This is a genomic window from Streptomyces sp. NBC_01275 (genome assembly GCF_026340655.1).
Classification (GTDB): domain Bacteria; phylum Actinomycetota; class Actinomycetes; order Streptomycetales; family Streptomycetaceae; genus Streptomyces.
Genome location: NZ_JAPEOZ010000001.1, coordinates 6,285,818 through 6,305,242 on the forward strand (window position 1 = coordinate 6,285,818; position 19,425 = coordinate 6,305,242).

Below are 19,425 nucleotides of genomic sequence, written 5' to 3' on the forward strand. Positions count from 1 at the left end.
GGACGGGCCAAAAAGCGCCTGGACCGTGCTGTGATCGTGAACACCGTGTCGTGCGGACCCGTAGTGCTGGATACTGCGGGCAGCCGCTGCCGGTGACCGGTGCCGGACGCGGTGAGCTGGAGGGGACGGTTCGCGTGAGCGAGATACCAGCGAAGGCCACGGAGTCCGAGGACCCGTCGGGCGGCGCGAGGGCGAAAGCCGATGGTGCGCTCGCCGCCGACGCCGGGCATGGCCTCGCGGACGGCGGGACGACGCTCGGTGACGCCATGTGGCAGAGCAGTCCGCCCGGCTCCATCTACGACTACATCAGGGTCGCCTCGTTCTCGATCGGTCCCGACGGTCTCGTCGACCAGTGGAGCCTGCGCGCCGAGCAGGTCTTCGGCATCCCCGCCGAGCGGGCCGTGGGCATGGACCCCATCGACGCGTTCATCGACCCGGACCTGCGCGAGCGCGGTCAGCGCAAGATGGCCGAGATCCTCGACGGGCGGGAGTGGACCGGAGTGGTCCCCTTCCGCATCCCCGACGCCGTGCCGGGCGGCGGACGCGGCGAGCGGGGCCTCGCCGAGGTGTACGTCATGCCGACGCGCAGCCTGGACGGCGACAAGGCCGCCGTGTGCATCGTCGTCGACGTCCGCACCCTGCGCAGCATCGAGACCGACCTCGCCGCCTCACAGGCGATTTTCGGTCAATCCCCGTTCGGGTTCCTGCTGATCGACCCCGACCTGCGGGTCCGCCGGGCCAACGAGCGGTTCGCCTCCCTCTTCGGCGGGACCCCCGACGACCACCGGGGCAAGGGGGTGCACGACTACCTGCCCAGGTCCGAGGCCGAGCGGGTCAGCGCGATACTGCGCCGGGTGCTGCAGACCGGCGACTCCATCACGGACATGCACGTCACGGGCTTCGTGCCGGACTCCGAGGAGCGCCGGCACTGGTCGATCAACCTCTACCGCGTGCACAGCGGCACCGGCCGTCCCATCGGCGTCGCCTGGCTCGGCACCGACATCACCGCCCGCCGCGCCGCCGCCCGCGAGGCCGCCGCGGCACGGCGCAATCTCGCCCTTCTCAACGAGGCGGGAGCCCGCATAGGGAACTCCCTCGACCTGGAGACGACCGCGCGCGAGCTTCTCGACGTCGTCGTGCCCGGATTCTGCGACCTGGCCACCGTCGACCTCTACCAGGGCCTCCTGGCCGGCGACGAGACCCCGCCCGGCCTCGCCGACGGCAGCGCCGAACTGCGCCGGGTGGCCTTCTCCTCCGCCGTCTCCGACGCCCCCTTCGCGGGCTCGGGCCCGCCCGTCGCGGTCGGCGCGGTCCACCACTTCCCGTTCAACTCGCCCTGCGCGGACGCCCTGCGCACCGCCCGCCCGCAGTCCATCCCCGGCGAGGAGGGCGGCCTCGTGCAGTCCACCCTCGCCATCCCGATGGTCGCCCACGACACGGTCGTAGGGCTGGCGCAGTTCTCGCGGACCAAGGGGAGTGAGCCGTTCGGGGACCGGGACCGGGATCTGGCGGTGGAGTTGGCGGCTCGGGCGGCGGTCTGTATCGACAACGCCCGGCTGTACCGGCGTGAGCACGAGCGGGCGTTGATGCTGCAGCGGTCGTTGCTGCCGCCCGGCGACCCAGTCGCCTCCGGTCTGGACATCGCCTGCCGCTATCTGCCCGGCAACGTCTCCACCGGGCGGCCCAGCGAGGTCGGCGGCGACTGGTTCGACGTCATCGAGCTCCCCGGCCACCGTACGGCGTTGGTGGTCGGCGACGTGATGGGCCGCGGTCTGCGGGCCGCCGTCGCCATGGGCGAACTCCGCACGGCGGTCAGGACCCTGGCCCTCCTCGACCTCGAACCGGCGGAGGTGCTCTCGGCGTTGGACGAGATCGCGCGCGGTCTCGGCACCCCCGGCGGAGTCCAGCAGGCCACCCGCGCGGCCCGCCGCCCCCGGGAGGCCGACCTGTCCGAGGTCTACCTCGCGACGTGCGTGTACGCGGTCTACGACTCCGTGACCCGCCGGTGCACCTTCGCCAACGCGGGCCATCTGCCCCCCGTCCTGGTCGAGCCCGGCGAGCCCGCCCTGATGCTCGACGTGCCGCCGGGCATGCCGCTCGGCGTCGGGGGGGAGCCCTTCGAGGAGGTGGAGGTCGAACTCCCCGAGGGCGCGCTGCTCGCGCTCTACACGGACGGCCTCGTCGAATCCCGCGACCATCCGCTGGACGAGGGCCTCAACGCGTTCGTGGGAGCCCTCACCGACCCCTCGGCGCCGTTGGAGGACGTCTGCGACCACGTCCTGAACACCCTCGACACCCACCACGGCGAGGACGACATCGCGCTGCTGATGGCACGTGTCCAGGGCATGCCCGCCGATTCCGTCGGCGACTGGACGCTGCCGCGCGAGCCGCGCAGCGTGGGCCGCGCCCGCGAGTACGCCCGCACCCGGCTGATCGGCTGGGGCCTCGAACCCCTCGTCGACACCACCGAGTTGCTGGTCAGCGAGCTGGTGACGAACGCGCTGCGGTACGGCGAGGGCGAGATCAGGCTCCGTCTCCTCCTGGACCGCACGCTGGTGTGCGAGGTCTGGGACGCGGGCCTCGTCCAACCGCGCCGCCGACGCGCCCGGGACACCGACGAGGGCGGCCGCGGACTCCAGCTCGTCGGCCTCCTGTCGGCCGCCTGGGGCTCCCGCCGCACGCCACGCGGCAAGACGGTGTGGTTCGAACTTCCGCTTCCCGACGGCGAGACGGGCCTCGCGGACCCGGCGGAGGCGTTGCTGAGCCTGTTCTGACGAGACGGACGGGGACCGACGGGGACCCGACCGGGACGGGCCGAGACGGAGTGGGGCGGGCCGGGACGGACTGGGACGGGCCGGGGCGGACGGGGGATCATCCGGGAGTCGTCGGTCTGCCGAATCCGGCCGGCGGCCCGTTCTCGGGGTCGTCCGCCGGGACGACCCCGCCGAGGACGGCCCCGCCGGTTCCGGCGGTCGTACGGCCCGCCCCGGCGGAGCCGGTGTAGGGGTTTCCGTGCGCCCGCACGTCCCGCTCGGACAGTTCCAGGGCCTCCAGGGCCAGCGTGTCGGCCTGCGCGCGGGTCGTCGGGTCGCCGGCGGCGAGGAGGCGTTCCGCCTCCGCGAGCCGGGTGCGGGGGGTGGCGCTCACCGCGCCCCGGTGCGTGGTGACGAAGTCGGCCGCGGCGGCGGTGGAACTGCGGGCGACGACCAGACCGGCGGCCGCCAGCACCCCGGCCCGCCCCGAGGCGAGGGGCGCGGTGGCCCGTACGATCCGCCGCAGCACGCCGATCGGATCGCCGGGCTGCCGACCGGTCGACTCCTGGCGTACGGCGGCGAGGACGGCGTCGGCGTGCGGCAACCGTGCCGCCGCGCCCGGGTCCTTGCCCTCTCCGCCGGCCCCCTCGGCCGCGTCGGGACGACCTCGCGCATCGGCCAGCTCCGCCTCCGCGCCGGTCAGCGCGGCCGCCACCAGCCCTTCCGCCTCCCGTAGTTCGCCGGCCAGCCGGTCGACGCCCTCGACGAGGACGGCCGCCTGGGCGACCGCGCCCTCGGCTGCCCGCAGCTGCCGGGCGGCCCGCTCCGGCTGCCCCGAATCGGCCGCCTGCCGGGCCTGGTTGAGCCGTACGGTGGCGAACAGCAGCCGGTCCTTGGCCTGTTCGACGCTTCCGGTGACGGCGGCGCTCGCGGTGGGCGCGTACCGGGCGCCGAGCCCGGCGAGTACGGCGTCCACGGCCCCGGTCCGCCCGGCCAGCTCCCGGAACCGGGCCTCGGCGACGCCCAGCGCCGCGTCCACCCCCTGTCCCTCCAGCCCGCGCAGCCGGTCGAAGTCCCCGGCCACGGCGTCCAGCCGCCGCCCGGCCTCCACGCACCGCCCCACGATCCCGGCGAGCGCGTGCCGCCGTTCGGCCTCCTCCGCCGGGACGCCCTCGTCGTACCGCTGCCGCATACGGAAGGCGGCGGCCAGCTCGTTCTCGGCGTCGCGGGTCGCCCGGCGGAAGGGGGTCACGGCCCCCGGCCCGAACAGGGCCTCGGCGAAGCCGAGTTCGGCGCGTGCGGCCCGCAGTCGGTCGTCGGCCTCGACCAGCGCCGCACAGGCCCGCTCGTCGAGCCCGGCGAGCGGCGGGGACGCGGCCCGGGGCGGCGGACTGCCGACCCCGCCGGGCGTGGTCCGACGCCGGGCCCGCCGGACCCGGCGCACGTACCCGTATCCGGCGGCCACACCCACCGCGCCGACCGCGACGAGGGGAAGCACGAGGTCGGCGCCGGACGTCTCGTCCTCGGCGGCGGGCAGGGCGGACACGGCGGACACGGCGGACACGGCGGGCGCGGGCTCCTTGATCGCAACCGGAGCGTCCGCCCCTGACGTCATCCCCGGCAACACCAGCCACACGACCCCGGCCGCACCGCCCACCAGGGCATGCGCCACGCGCACGGATATGTGCGACTTGGCATGCCGGGCTCGACCTCGGGGCGGAGATGGCGTCACATTTCGGAGCGTATGGCCGCGAATGCAGCCACGCGAGCTGAATACACCCGACTCGGGGACCGTGAGGCAGACCGACACGGGAGGGGACACGGGGATGAACCAGACGGGGCGCACGGGGCCGACGGAGGCCGGGACCGAGCCGCGGTCGGAGGCTGATCAGGACCCGGGGGCGGAGGTCGGCCAGGACCCGGGGGCGAAGGGGGAGATCCGCCCCGCGCCCGATGACGGCGAAGAGGCCTCGCCGGGGCCGCCCGCCCCCGACGAGGCGGCGGCCGAGGCGGCTCGGCGGCGTGGACGCCGTAGGCGCTGGCGTCGCGCCGGCCTCGCCCTCGTTCTGGTGCTCCTCGCGCCCCTCGTCGTCGTCCAGGTCGCGCTCGGCGTGAACTACCTGGGGGACCCCGCCGACGGGACGTACACCCGGGGCAGGGACGCCGTCTGGCTGGGGCACGCCTGGGTCGACGGGCGTAAGGGCGAGGCCGATGTGCGCGCGCTGGCCGGGCGTCTGCGCGACACCGGCATGCGCGATCTCTACGTCCATGCCGGTCCGCTGGAGCACGACGGCACGCTTCCCGAGTCCGCGTATGCGAACGCGCGGTGGTTCATAGCGGCCGTGCATCGGGAGGCTCCCGGCCTGCGGGTGCAGGCCTGGCTGGGGGACGTGCTCGCCAGTGAGGGACCGACGGGCATGCGGCTGGAGCGGGCCGGGACGCGGTCCGCCGTGGTGCGGTCCGCCCGCGAGATCCTCGACGCCGGCTTCGAGGGCGTCCACTTCGACCTCGAACCCCTCCACTCCGGCGACCGGGACTACCTCGCCCTCCTCGACTCACTGCACGCCCTCACCCGCGCGCACCACGCCCAACTCTCCGTCGCCGCCCACCAGATCGACCCCGTCCCCGGCTTCCACTCCTTCTGGGGCGCGACCACCGGTCATCCGAAGTGGTGGTCGCAGTGGTTCTTCGGGCAGGTCGCGCGCCGCGTCGACCAGATCGCCGTGATGTCGTACGACACCATGCAGCCGCTGGAGAGCACCTACGGCGGCTACGTCGCCCAGCAGACCTCCCTCGCCCTGGAGGTCACCCCGCCCTCCACCGACCTGCTGATGGGCCTGCCCTTCTACCACGAGAACCGGTTCGGGCACTGGGCGCACGCCGAGACGGTCGCCGCCGCGGTCCGGGGCGTCCGCCTGGGGCTGTCCCGCACCGACGCCGGCCGCGCGCACTTCGGCGTGGCCGCGTACGTCGACTTCGCGGCGACGGAGGCCGACTGGACGGCGTACGAAAAGGGCTGGGTCCGGTAGGCCGCCTGACGCGAGACTGGCCCGGTGACCCGTATCCGGCAGCATCTCGCCCTGTCCGACCTCGCCCCTCTCGCTGCCGCCGCCGCGGGACCCCACCGCGCCCTGGCCGGTGTCAGCCGGGTGCACGGCGGCACCAAGAAGGGCTCCTACCGGCTCGCGTACGACGACGGCTCGACGGCGATCGCGTACGTCTGGTCGCCGCAGGAGAACTACTGGGACGACCCGGAGGCCGGCGCGGGCGTGGCCGCCCCCGACCCGCGCGCCCCCTTCTCGCCCGCCACCGGCCTCGACCTGTTCGTCGCCGCCCACGACCGGCTGACGGCCGCCGGGGTCCGTGCGCCCCGGCTGCTCCTGGTGGACCCCGACCGCCGGTACCTCCCGGCGGACGCGGTCGTCGTCGAGGACGTCCGGGGCGGCAGCCTGGAGGAGGCCCTGGACCGGGACCCGGCCGCGGCGGCCCCGATCGTGGACCGGCTGGCAGGGCAGCTGCGCGCGCTGCACGCCCACGCCGGCCCCCGCTACGGCAAGGTCGCCGTCGTCGACGCGGGCCTCTCCTCGCACGGCACCTCCTGCGTCCAGGCCGTCCTCGACGGGGCCCTGCGCGACGTCGAGGAGGCCGCCCGCCGGGACGCGCGCATCGGCGTCCTGCGCGAGGCGATCGCCGAGCGGGTGCGCGACCTCGCCGCCGCGGTCGAGCCCCGCAGCCGGTACACCCTCATCCACGGCGAACTCGGCCCCGACCACGTTCTGTTGACCGCCGACGGCGAACCGGTCCTGATCGACGTCGAGGGTCTGATGTACTTCGACGTCGAGCACGAACACGTCTTCCTCGCCCTGCGCTTCGGCGAGTGGTACGACCGGCTGCGCGCCCCCGGTCTCGAACTCGACGAGGACCGGCTGGCGTTCTACCGGCTCGCCATGCACGTCTCCCTCGTCGCAGGGCCGTTGCGCCTGCTGGACGGCGATTTCCCAAGGCCTGCGGAAATGCGGGCCATCGCCGAGTCAAATCTCTTGCGGGTGCTGGAGCTGGTGGGACCATGACCGCATGCTGCACTGGACTCTGGTGATCACGGCGGTCGTCTGCGTGACGGCCTCGACGGCGGTCGGCGTCGCGGCCGTCACGCGGGAGTGGGTGCCGCCGTTCGGCCGCGTGCTGGTGCTGCGGCCGAGGCTCTGGGGCACCGGCGTCCTGATGAGCGCCCTGGGCCTGAGTCTCTTCATGTTCCTGGGCCCGCTGGGCTCCGACGACCTGGCGGTGAACTTCTACGTCCCGCTCGTCGGGATGGCCGTCAACTTCGCCGGGCTCGCCGTTCAGGCGCTCGCCAGGCGTCCCGGCCGCACGCCCGGACTGCCCCCGACGTCTACGACGACCGCCTCCTGATCTTCGACCCCAGCCACACCAGCGGGTCGTACTTGCGGTCGACCGCCCGTTCCTTCAAGGGGATCAGCGCGTTGTCCGTGATCTTGATGCCCTCGGGGCAGACCTCCGTGCAGCACTTGGTGATGTTGCAGTAGCCGAGGCCGTGTTCGTCCTGGGCCGTGCGCTTGCGGTCCAGGCCGGACTCCTCGGCCGCGTCCAGCGGGTGCATGTCCAGCTCCGCCACCCGCATCAGGAAGCGCGGGCCCGCGAACGCCGTCTTGTTCTCCTCGTGGTCGCGCACGACATGACAGGTGTCCTGGCACAGGAAGCACTCGATGCACTTGCGGAACTCCTGCGAGCGGTCCACGTCCTCCTGCATCATCCGGTACTCGCCGAGACCCACCCCCTCCGGCGGCACGAACGCCGGAACCTCCCTGGCCTTCTGGTAGTTGAAGCCGACGTCCGTGACGAGATCGCGGATCACCGGGAAGGCGCGCAGCGGAGTGACGGTGATCGTCTCCTCGCGGTCGAACACCGACATACGGGTCATGCACATCAGCCGGGGCCGCCCGTTGATCTCCGCCGAGCACGAACCGCACTTGCCCGCCTTGCAGTTCCAGCGGACGGCGAGATCGGGGGCCTGGGTCGCCTGGAGGCGGTGGACGATGTCCAGGACCACCTCGCCGTCGTTGACCTCGATCTTGTAGTCCTCCAGGCCGCCGCCCCCGACGTCACCCCGCCACACCCTGAAGTGGGCCGTGTAGCTGCTCATTCGTACAGCTCCTCTTCGGCGAGGTACTTGACCAGCTCCTCCTTGTCGAAGAGGGCGAGCAGGTCGGTTCGGATGGGTTCGGTGTTCTCCCGTGCGAGGTCGATCTGGCCGCGGACCGGGTCCGTCGCCGCCAGGCCGCCGGTCGGGTCGACGAGCCGGCACAGCAGGTTCACGTTGCGCCACCGGCGCTCCATCGCAGGATGGTCCTCGCGGGTGTGGCCGCCGCGCGACTCGGTGCGCTCCAGCGCGGCCCGCGCCACGCACTCGCTGACCAGCAGCATGTTCCGCAGGTCCAGGGCGAGATGCCAGCCGGGGTTGAACTGCCGGTGGCCCTCCACCCCGGCCCGCCGGGCCCGGACGCGCAGCTCCGCGAGCTTCTCCAGGGCCTGCTCCATCTCGCCCTCGCGACGGATGATGCCGACCAGGTCGTTCATGGTCTGCTGGAGCTCCTGATGGAGGGTGTACGGGTTCTCCGGCGGCCTCGAGGGCGTGCCCGCGGACGTGGCCGCGGACGTGCTCGCGGACGGCTCCCCGCTCTCCGCCTCGGCCGAGAGCTCCGCCGAGAAGGGGCGCAGGGCCTCGGCCGCCGCCGCGTCGATCTGTACGTCGTCCACCGGGGACCTCGCGGGGACGCCCGCCGCGTGCTCAGCCGCGTGCAGGCCCGCCCGGCGGCCGAACACCAGCAGGTCGGAGAGGGAGTTGCCGCCGAGCCGGTTGGAGCCGTGCATGCCTCCGGCGACCTCACCGGCCGCGTACAGGCCGGGCACCCCGCGGGCGGCGGCCGTCTCGGAGTCGACCGCGATGCCGCCCATCACGTAGTGACAGGTCGGCCCGACCTCCATCGCCTCCGCCGTGATGTCGACGTCCGCCAGCTCCTTGAACTGGTGGTACATGGAGGGCAGTCGGCGGCGGATGACCTCCGCCGGCATCCGCGTGGACACGTCGAGGAAGACGCCGCCGTGCGGGGAGCCGCGGCCCGCCTTCACCTCCGAGTTGATGGCGCGGGCGACCTCGTCGCGGGGGAGCAGCTCGGGGGGACGCCGGTTGTGGTCCGGGTCCTCGTACCAGCGGTCGCCCTCGTCCTCCGACTCGGCGTACTTCTCCTTGAAGACGTCCGGGACGTAGTCGAACATGAACCGCTTGCCGTCGGAGTTGCGCAGCACGCCGCCGTCGCCGCGGACGGACTCGGTGACCAGGATCCCCTTCACCGACGGAGGCCAGACCATGCCCGTCGGGTGGAACTGCACGAACTCCATGTTCAGCAGCGGCGCGCCGGCGAGCAGAGCCAGCGCGTGGCCGTCGCCGGTGTACTCCCACGAGTTCGACGTGACCTTGAAGGACTTGCCGATGCCCCCGGTCGCGATCACCACGGCGGGGGCTTCCAGGACGAAGAAACGGCCCGTCTCACGGTCGTAGGCGAAGACGCCGGAGACTCCGGTGCCGTCCTTGAGGATGCGGGTGACCGTGCACTCCTGGAAGACCTTCAGGCGGGACTCGTATGCGCCGGTCTCCCGGTGGTCCTCCTGCTGGAGTGCGACGATCTTCTGCTGGAGGGTGCGGATCAGCTCCAGGCCGGTGCGGTCGCCGACGTGGGCGAGGCGCGGGTACTCGTGGCCGCCGAAGTTGCGCTGGGAGATGCGGCCGTCGGCGGTGCGGTCGAAGAGGGCGCCCCAGGTCTCCAGCTCCCACACCCGGTCCGGGGCCTCCTGCGCGTGCAGCTCGGCCATCCGCCACTGGTTGAGGAACTTGCCGCCGCGCATGGTGTCGCGGAAGTGCACCTGCCAGCTGTCGTGCTCGTTGGCGTTGGCCATGGCCGCGGCGATGCCGCCCTCGGCCATCACGGTGTGCGCCTTGCCGAACAGCGACTTGCAGATGACGGCCGTACGGGCGCCGCGCTCGCGCGCCTCGATGGCGGCCCGCAGGCCCGCGCCTCCCGCGCCGACCACGACGACGTCCCACTCCTGGCGGTCGACCACGGACATCAGTTGGCCCCACTCATCTAGAAGAACCTCGGATCGTCGAAGGCGCCGGAAGCGACCAGGTACACGTAGAAGTCGGCGAGCGCCACGCTCACCAGCGACGCCCAGGCCAGCTGCATGTGGCGGGCGTTCAGCTTCCCGATCAGCTGCCATGCCCGGTAGCGCACGGGATGTCGGGAGAAGTGCTTCAGCTTGCCGCCGACGATGTGCCGGCAGGAGTGGCAGGAGAGCGTGTACGCCCAGATCAGCGTGATGTTGAGCAGGAAGACGAGGGTGCCCAGGCCCATGTGGCCCCAGCGGTAGTGCTCGTCGCGGAAGGAGAGCACGGTGTCGTAGGTGAGGATCCCGGCCACGACGATCGCCGCGTAGAAGAAGTACCGGTGGATGTTCTGCAGGATCAGCGGGAAGCGGGTCTCGCCGGTGTACTTCGCGTGCGGCTCGGCCACCGCGCAGGCCGGCGGGGACGCCCAGAAGCCCCGGTAGTAGGCCTTGCGGTAGTAGTAGCAGGTCAGCCGGAAGCCGAGCGGGAAGATCAGGATGATGATCGCCGGGGAGATCCCCCACCAGCCGCCGAAGAGGTCGGCGTTGGGTCCGGCGCGCATGGTCCGGCAGTTCTCCGCCAGGCACGGCGAGTAGAACGGCGAGACGTACGGCGCCGCGTAGTAGTCGGCGTTCGCGAACGCCCGCCATGTCGAGTACACGATGAAGGCGAGCAGCCCGGCGGCGGTGGCGGCGGGGGCCAGCCACCAGCGGTCGGTCCGCAGATGGCGGGGGGTGATCGCGGCGCGCGTGGCGGAGTGCACGCCGCCGCTTCGGGGATGGGGTTCGGTGGCTGGGGGTTCCGTACCAGTGGCCAACGTATGACTCCGGTCGGGTCAGGGGGCGTGCGTGCCGGGCGCGGGCGCCGGGCGCGCGTCAGGGGGCGTGCCGGTCGCGGGCCCCCAGTCCCTCGTCGTCGGTGTCCACCCACAGGCTGTCGTCGTAGGGGGTGTCGGGGATGGTGACCAGCTGGGGCCGGGCCGGGGCGGCGGGCCCCGCGGCGGCCTCGCGCAGCAGCGCGACGCTCTCCCTCAGGTGGTCGGAGTCGGTGCGGACGCGGCGCATCTCCAGGCCGCCGCTGCCGAGCTGCTGCTCCAGGCGGCCGACGGACCGGGAGAGGTCGTCGAGACAGCGCTGGACCGATGTCAGGTCGTCGTGCACGGACATGACGTACCTCGCTTCCATGGGCGGTGCCCGGGACGGCAACGTTCATGCGCCTGCGAGTGTTGCGCGTCACACCGGTCGGTGTGAAGGCGTGTGCAGCGATTGGCGGACGCGGGGCCCCCGGATGGCTCTCGGTTGCTCCGCACGGGTGGGCTTGCGTGTCCTCGTCGCCGTGTCGCTCCCGGCAGGCGAACCCTTTCCTCTTCAGTGAGCCGTAGATCTGATCAACTCCAAAATACCGCCAAACGTGATCAGAACGCACCCGTGTCACCGGCGGCAGCGGCTCCCCCGGAGGTACCAGAGATGTCCCACGACGGCGTTGGACTGCGCGCGGTCATGCGCTCGGTCGCCTTCCTCACCGCGGGCGTGCTCGCGGTGCCCCTGCTGACCGCCTGCGGCGCCGAGGACGAGGCCGGCAAACCGCTGGCCCGCCAGGACATCGCCGCGGCCGGACGGGCCCAGGTGGCGGACGGGGGCACCCTGCACTGGGCTGTGGACGCGATCCCGGAGACCTTCAACACCTTCCAGTCGGACGCCGACGCCACGACCACGCGGGTCGCCCAGGCCGTCCTGCCGTCGATGTACCGGCTCTCCGCCAGCGGCCGGCCGCAGCGCAACGCCGACTATCTGGAGTCGGCGAAGGTCGTCGACACCGAGCCCAAGCAGGTCGTGCTGTACAAGCTGAACCAGCAGGCCGTCTGGAGCGACGGACGCGAGATCGGCGCCGCCGACTTCGCCGCCCAGTGGCGGGCCCTGTCGGGCAAGGACAGCGCCTACTGGACCGCCCGCAACGCCGGCTACGACCGCATCGAGAAGATCGAGCGGGGCGCCAACGACCTGGAGGTCCGGGTCACCTTCGGCCGGCCCTACTCCGACTGGCAGTCCCTGTTCTCGCCGCTCTACCCCAAGGGCGTCATGGGCACGCCCGACTCGTTCAACGACGGGGCGCGGCGCAAGCTGAAGGTGACCGCCGGGCCGTTCGTGGTGAAGAAGGTCGATCGCAAGAAGGACCAGGTGCGGCTCACCCGCAACCCGCGCTGGTGGGGCCGTCCGGCCAAGCTCACCGAGATCGTGCTGAAGGCCGTGCCCCGGGAGAAGCGGGCCGCCGCGCTGGCCGCCGGGAAGATCGAGCTGGCCGAGATCGACCCCGCCACCGCGCAGCGCGTCGACAGCGCGGCGCACGGCAGCGCGGGGCCGCTGGGCGGTCCCGGCGCCGGACGCACCGCGGCGAAGGCGCTGCGGTCCTGGGCGCTGGCGCACGGCTCCGACGAGGAGGCCGCCGAGGGCGAGCTGTACGCCCACAAGAAGCTCCTCAAGGCGATCGCGAAGTGGGAGAAGCAGCAGAAGGCGCTGCGCGACTTCGAGGTGCGCAGATCGCTGGAGCCCGCGTACACGCAGCTGGCGCTGAACGGCGCCGACGGTCCGCTGGCGGACGAGCGGGTGCGGCGGGCCGTGGCCCGGGCGCTGAACCGCAAGGAGCTGGCGAAGATCGCCCTGAAGCCGCTGGGCCTGCCCGCCGTACCGGTCGGCAGCCATCTGGCGCTGTCCGGGCAGGACGCCTACGCCGACAACAGCGGGGCGCTGGGCGGCCAGGACACCTCCGAGGCGCAGGCGCTGCTCGCCGACGCCGGGTGGGTGCCCGGGGGCCCGGTCAAGGAGCGGAAGAAGGGCGAGGAGGCGGCCGGCGGCAAGGGCGAGACGTCCGATGACGGCGAGGCCGGCGCGGACGACGCGGCCGACGGCGACGGAACGTACATCGTCGGCGAGGACGACAAGGCGCGTGGCGAGACGGACGGCGACGGCGAGCGGCACGGCGACGGGGGCCGCCAGCTCGCGCAGGACGGCAGGCAGTACCAGCACCCGCACCAGGGCGGCGCGGCCGGCGCGTACGCCCCGAAGGGCACCGCCGCTCCGGCGGGCACCTCGGCCGGGGTGCTGGCCAAGGACGGCAAGGCGTTGTCGCTGCGGTTCGTGCTGCCGTCCGGGGCGGGTTCGGACTCGCTGCGCACGGTGGCCGACCGGATCGCGAAGATGCTGCGGAAGGTCGGCATCCGCACGGAGATCACCAAGGTCTCGGACGAGAGCTACTTCAAGGACCACGTCGCCTCCGGTCAGTACGACCTCGCCCTGTACTCCTGGCCCGCCTCCGCCTTCCCGGCCACCGACGCCCGCCCGATCTACGCCAAGCCGGTGCCGGCCGCCGACGGGTCGCTGAGCGTCGAGCAGAACTACACCCGGGTCGGCACCGACCAGGTCGACCAGCTGTTCGACCAGGCGATCGCCACGCTGGACGAGGACGAGGAGCGGTCCCTGATCCGCAAGGCCGACGCCCGCATCTGGGCCGCTGCCGGATCGATTCCTCTCTACCAGCGCCCCCAGCTCACGGCCGCGAAGAAGAACGTCGCCAACGCGGGCGCGTTCGGCTTCCAGACGCCGGTCTACGAGGACATGGGCTTCCTGAAGAAGGGCACGAAGGCCTCGGCGAGCCCATCGAAGAAATGACCGAGGAAACGATCCGGAAGTGACCGACGCAACGACCGCAGAGGCACCGGAAAAGTGACCGAACGGGGCCTTGCGTGGCCCTGCGGAGGCCGTCCCCCGCGGGGCCACGTACCATGGGGTGAGGCCGTGGCATGTCAAGCCCGGCAGGGTCCGCGTACCACAGACGTACGCAGCAGGGCCGTCCTTCACTCCGGGAGATCGCCGCAATATGGCCACGCGCCACGACATCCGCAACGTCGCCATCGTCGCCCACGTCGACCATGGCAAGACCACCCTGGTCGACGCCATGCTCAAGCAGGCCGGTGCCTTCGCCGCGCATGCCGCCGAGTCGCTCGACGACCGCATGATGGACTCGAACGACCTGGAGCGTGAGAAGGGCATCACGATCCTGGCCAAGAACACGGCGGTGAAGTACCACCCGAAGGATGGCTCCGACGTCATCACCATCAACATCATCGACACCCCCGGTCACGCCGACTTCGGTGGCGAGGTCGAGCGCGGTCTGTCGATGGTGGACGCGGTGGTGCTGCTCGTCGACGCCTCCGAGGGCCCGCTGCCGCAGACCCGGTTCGTGCTGCGCAAGGCGCTGCAGCAGCGCCTGCCGGTCATCCTGTGCATCAACAAGACCGACCGCCCCGACTCCCGGATCGACGAGGTCGTCAACGAGACGTACGACCTCTTCCTCGACCTGGACGCGGACGAGGAGCAGATCGAGTTCCCCATCGTCTACGCGTGTGCGCGGGACGGCGTGGCCTCGCTGACCAAGCCGGAGGACGGCACCGTCCCGGCCGACAGCGACAGCCTGGAGCCCTTCTTCTCCACGATCCTGTCCCACGTCCCGGCCCCCGAGTACGACGAGGAGGCCCCGCTCCAGGCGCACGTCACCAACCTGGACGCCGACAACTTCCTCGGCCGTATCGCGCTGCTGCGCGTCGAGCAGGGCGAGCTGCGCAAGGGCCAGACCGTCACCTGGATCAAGCGCGACGGCACGATGTCCAACGTGCGCATCACCGAGCTGCTGATGACCGAGGCGCTCACCCGCAAGCCCGCCGAGAAGGCCGGCCCCGGTGACATCTGCGCCGTCGCCGGCATCGCGGACATCATGATCGGCGAGACCCTCGCCGACCCCGAGAACCCGATCGCGCTGCCGCTCATCACGGTCGACGAGCCGGCCATCTCCATGACCATCGGCACCAACACCTCGCCGCTGGTCGGCCGGGGCGGCACCGGCAAGGGCGCGGAGAACAAGGCCGCGGTCAAGGACCGCAAGGTCACCGCCCGCCAGGTCAAGGACCGCCTGGACCGCGAGCTGGTCGGCAACGTCTCGCTCCGCGTGCTCGACACCGAGCGCCCCGACGCCTGGGAGGTGCAGGGCCGCGGCGAGCTGGCGCTGGCCATCCTGGTGGAGCAGATGCGCCGCGAGGGCTTCGAGCTGACCATCGGCAAGCCGCAGGTGGTCACCAAGGAGGTCGAGGGCAAGACGTACGAGCCCGTCGAGCGCATGACGATCGACGTGCCCGAGGAGCACATGGGCGCGGTCACGCAGCTCATGGGCGTCCGCAAGGGCCGGATGGACAACATGTCCAACCACGGCTCCGGCTGGGTCCGCATGGAGTTCGTCGTCCCGTCCCGTGGTCTCATCGGTTTCCGGACCGAGTTCCTGACCGGCACGCGGGGCACGGGCATCGCCCACTCCATCCACGAGGGCCACGAGCCGTGGTTCGGCACGCTGACGACCCGTAACAACGGCTCGCTGGTCGCCGACCGCGCCGGCGCCGTCACCGCCTTCGCGATGACGAACCTCCAGGAGCGAGGCGTCCTGTTCACCGACCCCGGCACCGAGGTGTACGAGGGCATGATCGTCGGCGAGAACTCGCGCTCCGACGACATGGACGTGAACATCACCAAGGAGAAGAAGCTCACGAACATGCGGTCGTCCTCGGCCGACTCGTTCGAGGCGATCGTGCCGCCGCGCAAGCTCTCCCTGGAGCAGTCCCTGGAGTTCTGCCGCGACGACGAGTGCGTCGAGGTCACCCCGGAGGCGGTCCGTATCCGCAAGGTCGTGCTGGACCAGCGTGACCGGGCCCGCACGGCGAGCCGCGCCAAGCACGGCTGATCCAAAGGAAGTTCACGGCTGAGGCCCGGGTGCCCCCATGGTGGGGGCGCCCGGGCTTTTTGCAACCCATTTTTCGGGGTCGACCGTCCGGAATCCGGAGACCCGCGACCGATACCCATGTAACAAGTCCGTTTCGTGGCCTTCTCGCGGCAGAGTGTTTGTCCGGATTTTGGAAGATCTACGCGTCAGCTGTGACTGAATTGAGATTTAAAGACGGTGGTCGGCATCTGACCGCATGGCAGATAGTTAGCCGCGTAACGCTCGGGTCAATGGGTCTCGCGCTGTGGGGACAGCGCCGACTCGCGAGCACCAGGGGGTGTCTGACCCTCCGTCAGGGGTGTCGGAGGACAGACGAGCGCCCTCTCCTGTCGGTGAACACGTGGAGTCACGAGGAGGATCCCCATGCGGTCCATGTCGTTCCTGCGGTCCGTGCCGTTCCCGCAGCCCACGGCGGCCGAGTCGGCTGTGCCGACCGCGCCGTTCACCGTGGGCCGGATCGTCCCGGCGTCCGGCGGCTGTCACTGAGTTCCCGTTCGGCCGTTCAGTGCGGCCGTTCGACTACGCGCGTCCGGCTGCGGGTTTCCCCGCGTCCCGGAGTGTTCTGACGTCCCTTCACGAACCGGTCGGCGACCGCGCGTCCACCGCGCGCCCCTCGCCGGTTCGGCACACCCACACCTGTGAGATGGGCGAACTGTGACGAGTCCTACCGACATTGAGGGCGGCGGCACGCCGGTCGTGGCCGACGGCGACCAGCCGCCTTCGACGACCGAGGCCAAGGTGCCCGAGGGCCGGTCCCCCGGCCGGCTCATGTGGCTGCGCTTCAAGCGCGACCGCACGGGCGTGATCTCGGCCTACGTCGTGGGCTTCTTCTTCCTGATCGCCCTGGCCGCCCCTCTGATCGCGAAGCTGTACGGCAAGGACCCGTACACCGTGTACGCCGACGAGCGACCGGAGTTGTTCGACAGCGCGGGCGTGCCGGTGCAGCCCAACGGCGGGATCAGCGGCGAGTTCTGGTTCGGCCTCGAACCCGGCAACGGCTACGACGTCTTCACCAAGCTGATCTACGCCGTCCGCACCTCGTTGACGATCTCCGTCGCCGTCACCGTCGCGGTCGTCGTCACCGGCATCCTGCTGGGCATCGCGGCCGGCTATCTCGGCGGCCGGACCGACTACTTCATCGGCCGCCTCATCGACTTCCTTCTCGCCTTCCCCGCCCAGCTGTTCTTCATCGCGAGCATGCCCGTCGTGGTCTCGCTGTTCGTCAGCCCACGCGACGAGACGCCGACGTACGTCCGGGTCGTCGCGCTCATCGCGGTGCAGTGGTTCCTGGGCTGGATGAGTCTCGCCCGCATCCTGCGCGGCACCTCGCTCGCCCTGCGGGAACGGGAGTTCATCGAGGCGGCCAAGGTGAGCGGGGCCTCGCCGTGGCGGATCATCAGCAAGGAGATCCTGCCCAACGTGGTCACCCCGCTGCTGGTGCAGTCGACGTATCTGCTGCCCAACTTCGTGACGGCCGAGGCCGGTCTGTCCTTCCTCGGGGTGGGCATCGTCGAACCCACCCCGGACTGGGGGCAGATGTTCTCCAAGGCGTCCACCCAGCTGGTGATGCAGAACGACATCACCTACATGTTCTTCCCCGGCGTCTCGATGATCATCTTCATCGTGGCCTTCAACCTGCTCGGGGACTCGGTCAGGGACGCCTTCGACCCGAAGACGGCCCGCTGACCGGGCAGTTCGGCACCGCACTCGCCGCAGTACCCCTGTTTTACCCCCTGGTTTTTCCTGGCAACTCCGTGCACTGGTGATACACAGATGGGTGGAAACTGAGTGATGAGTAGGGGCGGACGCCACGCATACGCCGCGCTTTCCGTGCTCGCGGCCGGAGCTCTCGTGCTCACCGGTTGCAGCAAGGGCGGCAGCGACGCAGGCGACGACAAGAAACAGGACAAGCAGAACGCCCAACGGCAGCAGGCGTCCATCAAGTTCGGTGACGCGAAGGACTCCACGGGCCCCGCCGCCGAGATCGCGGGGGCCAAGTCGGGCGGCACGGTCGAAGTCCTCCAGCGGGACAGCTACGCGCACTTCGACCCGGGGCAGATCTACGTCTCCGACGAGATGTCGCTCTCCCAGCTGATCCACAGAGGCCTGACCGGCTACAAGGCGACCGACGACAAGGGCCAGGCGCACGAGGTCGTCGGCGACCTCGCCACGGACTCCGGCAAGACCTCGGACGGCGGCAAGACCTGGTCGTACACGCTGAAGGACGGCATCAAGTTCGAGGACGGGTCGCCGATCACGTCCAAGGACATCCGCCACACCTTCGAGAGACAGTTCGCCGACTTCATCAACCAGGGCCCGCCCTACATCCAGCAGTGGCTGTCCGACGCCCCCGGCGCCGACTACCGCAAGCTGCTGCCCGGCGGCCCCTACAAGGGCAAGCACCTCCCGGACACCGTCCTGGAGACGCCGGACGACAAGACGATCGTCTTCCACTTCAAGACGGCCCACCCCGACCTGCCGTACGCCCTGGCCATGGCGGGCTACTCGGTCGTCTCCCAGAAGGGCGACACCCAGGCCAAGTACGACAAGGCCCCGGTGACGAGCGGCCCCTACAAGATCAAGGAGTTCAAGTCGGGCAAGTCCATGATCCTGGTGAAGAACACCAACTGGGACCCGAAGACGGACCCGATCCGCCACCAGTACGTGGACCAGTTCGACTTCACCTTCAACCAGCAGTTCGAGGCCTCCACCAAGGCCCTGCTGGCCGACAGCGGCGCCGACCAGACCGGCCTCAGCCTCAACAACCAGGTCGACGCGGGCAACCTGTCCAACGTCCTGAAGGACCCGGCGCTGAAGTCCCGCACGGTCTCCGGCTTCCAGTCCTACGTCGGCCAGATGAACATCAACATGAGCCACGCGGCGCTCAAGGACATCAAGATCCGCCAGGCCATCGCCTACGCGCTGCCCATCACGCCGTTCGTCCGCGCCTTCGGCGGCACCGACGCGATGGAGGTCGCCGGCGGTCTGATCAGCCCGACCGTCAGCGGCTACGACGCCGCCTTCGACCCGTGGGGCAAGAAGAAGAAGCCCGCCGGCGACCCGGCCAAGGCCAAGAAGCTCCTTGAGGAGGCCGGCAAGGTCGGCATGAAGCTGACCTTCGGCTACATCAACACCCCCGAGGGCCAGCAGTACTCCACCGCCATGGCGGCAGGCCTGGAGAAGGCCGGCTTCGACGTCCAGCGCCAGGAGATCCCGGCCGAGACCTACTACGACCAGGTCAGCAAGCTGGACAACGACTACGACATCTTCCACACCGCGTGGGGCGCCGACTGGCCGTCCGCCTCGACCGTGATCCCGCCGCTGTACGACGGCCGTGCGATCGCCGACGGCGCGCAGAACTACTCGCAGGTCAACGACCCGAAGATCAACAGCGAGATCGACCGCATCAACAAGGTCACCGACCCGCAGCAGGCCGCGGCCGACTGGGAGAAGCTCGACCAGTACATCGTGAAGGACGTCGTCAACGTCGTCCCGACCGCGTACTACAAGCAGACCCAGATCGCCGGCTCCAAGATCGGCGGCCTGGTCTACGACGACGTCATCGGCGGCATCGACCCGCGCCGGCTGTTCGTCAAGTAAGCCACCCGCCGGGCACGCCCTCCGGTGCTGAGGGCGTGCCCGGCCTCCCCGCCGACGTCTGAGAGCTGCCCT

The 19,425-nt window shown here is 71.1% G+C and carries 14 protein-coding genes; 9 read left to right on the plus strand and 5 right to left on the minus strand.

Features of this window, described 5'->3' with window-relative positions:
- The first annotated feature begins 134 nt into the window (after positions 1–134).
- On the plus strand, positions 135–2,774 hold the full coding sequence (locus OG562_RS27960) for a SpoIIE family protein phosphatase (RefSeq protein WP_266402558.1): 2,640 nt from the start codon (positions 135–137) through the stop codon (positions 2,772–2,774).
- 97 nt (positions 2,775–2,871) lie between these two features.
- Here OG562_RS27960 and OG562_RS27965 read toward each other — a convergent pair whose 3' ends face one another.
- Positions 2,872–4,425 (minus strand): hypothetical protein, encoded by a 1,554-nt coding sequence (locus OG562_RS27965; RefSeq protein WP_323187563.1) that lies wholly within the window; start codon positions 4,423–4,425, stop codon positions 2,872–2,874.
- Between the two features lie 154 nt (positions 4,426–4,579).
- Here OG562_RS27965 and OG562_RS27970 point away from each other — a divergent pair, with 154 nt between their 5' ends.
- The 3 genes from OG562_RS27970 to OG562_RS27980 are packed head-to-tail and all read left to right on the plus strand — an operon-like array spanning position 4,580 to position 7,163.
- A complete protein-coding gene (locus OG562_RS27970) occupies positions 4,580–5,782 on the plus strand; it encodes a hypothetical protein (protein ID WP_266402560.1) in 1,203 nt (400 codons plus the stop codon).
- A gap of 24 nt (positions 5,783–5,806) precedes the next feature.
- The gene (locus OG562_RS27975; RefSeq protein ID WP_266402563.1) at positions 5,807–6,823 is read left to right on the plus strand and encodes a phosphotransferase family protein; all 1,017 of its coding nucleotides are present in this window, start codon (positions 5,807–5,809) and stop codon (positions 6,821–6,823) included.
- A gap of 4 nt (positions 6,824–6,827) precedes the next feature.
- Positions 6,828–7,163 (plus strand): hypothetical protein, encoded by a 336-nt coding sequence (locus tag OG562_RS27980; RefSeq protein WP_266402565.1) that lies wholly within the window; start codon positions 6,828–6,830, stop codon positions 7,161–7,163.
- On the opposite strand, the gene OG562_RS27985 is transcribed toward OG562_RS27980, so the two are convergent.
- From OG562_RS27985 to OG562_RS28000, 4 genes are read right to left on the minus strand one after another with little or no spacing between them, the layout of a single operon-like run.
- Entirely contained in the window at positions 7,144–7,914 is a 771-nt protein-coding gene (locus OG562_RS27985; RefSeq protein WP_266402566.1) for a succinate dehydrogenase/fumarate reductase iron-sulfur subunit, read from the minus strand. The genes OG562_RS27980 and OG562_RS27985 overlap by 20 nt on opposite strands.
- Complete coding sequence (locus OG562_RS27990; protein ID WP_266402568.1) at positions 7,911–9,896, minus strand: fumarate reductase/succinate dehydrogenase flavoprotein subunit; 1,986 nt, start codon at positions 9,894–9,896, stop codon at positions 7,911–7,913. The genes OG562_RS27985 and OG562_RS27990 overlap by 4 nt, the downstream gene beginning before the upstream one ends.
- Before the next feature lie 17 nt (positions 9,897–9,913).
- Entirely contained in the window at positions 9,914–10,750 is an 837-nt protein-coding gene (locus tag OG562_RS27995; protein ID WP_266402569.1) for a hypothetical protein, read from the minus strand.
- Positions 10,751–10,808: 58 nt separating this feature from the next.
- Positions 10,809–11,099, minus strand: coding sequence for a hypothetical protein (locus OG562_RS28000; RefSeq protein WP_266402571.1), 291 nt, complete (start codon positions 11,097–11,099; stop codon positions 10,809–10,811).
- Positions 11,100–11,399: 300 nt separating this feature from the next.
- On the opposite strand from OG562_RS28000, the gene OG562_RS28005 reads away from it, so the two are divergent.
- The 5 genes from OG562_RS28005 (at position 11,400) to OG562_RS28025 (ending at position 19,353) form a co-directional block, all read left to right on the plus strand.
- Complete coding sequence (locus OG562_RS28005) at positions 11,400–13,598, plus strand: ABC transporter family substrate-binding protein (RefSeq protein WP_266402573.1); 2,199 nt, start codon at positions 11,400–11,402, stop codon at positions 13,596–13,598.
- Between the two features lie 208 nt (positions 13,599–13,806).
- Positions 13,807–15,714 carry a translational GTPase TypA gene (gene typA / locus OG562_RS28010; RefSeq protein WP_266402574.1) on the plus strand — a complete coding sequence of 636 codons (1,908 nt, stop codon included), beginning with the start codon at positions 13,807–13,809 and terminating at the stop codon, positions 15,712–15,714.
- Between the two features lie 402 nt (positions 15,715–16,116).
- Positions 16,117–16,239 (plus strand): hypothetical protein, encoded by a 123-nt coding sequence (locus tag OG562_RS28015; RefSeq protein ID WP_266402576.1) that lies wholly within the window; start codon positions 16,117–16,119, stop codon positions 16,237–16,239.
- A gap of 168 nt (positions 16,240–16,407) precedes the next feature.
- On the plus strand, positions 16,408–17,439 hold the full coding sequence (locus OG562_RS28020) for an ABC transporter permease (RefSeq protein WP_266402577.1): 1,032 nt from the start codon (positions 16,408–16,410) through the stop codon (positions 17,437–17,439).
- A gap of 105 nt (positions 17,440–17,544) precedes the next feature.
- Positions 17,545–19,353: an ABC transporter substrate-binding protein gene (locus tag OG562_RS28025; RefSeq protein WP_266402579.1), complete on the plus strand. Its 1,809-nt coding sequence runs from the start codon at positions 17,545–17,547 to the stop codon at positions 19,351–19,353.
- Positions 19,354–19,425: the final 72 nt, after the last annotated feature.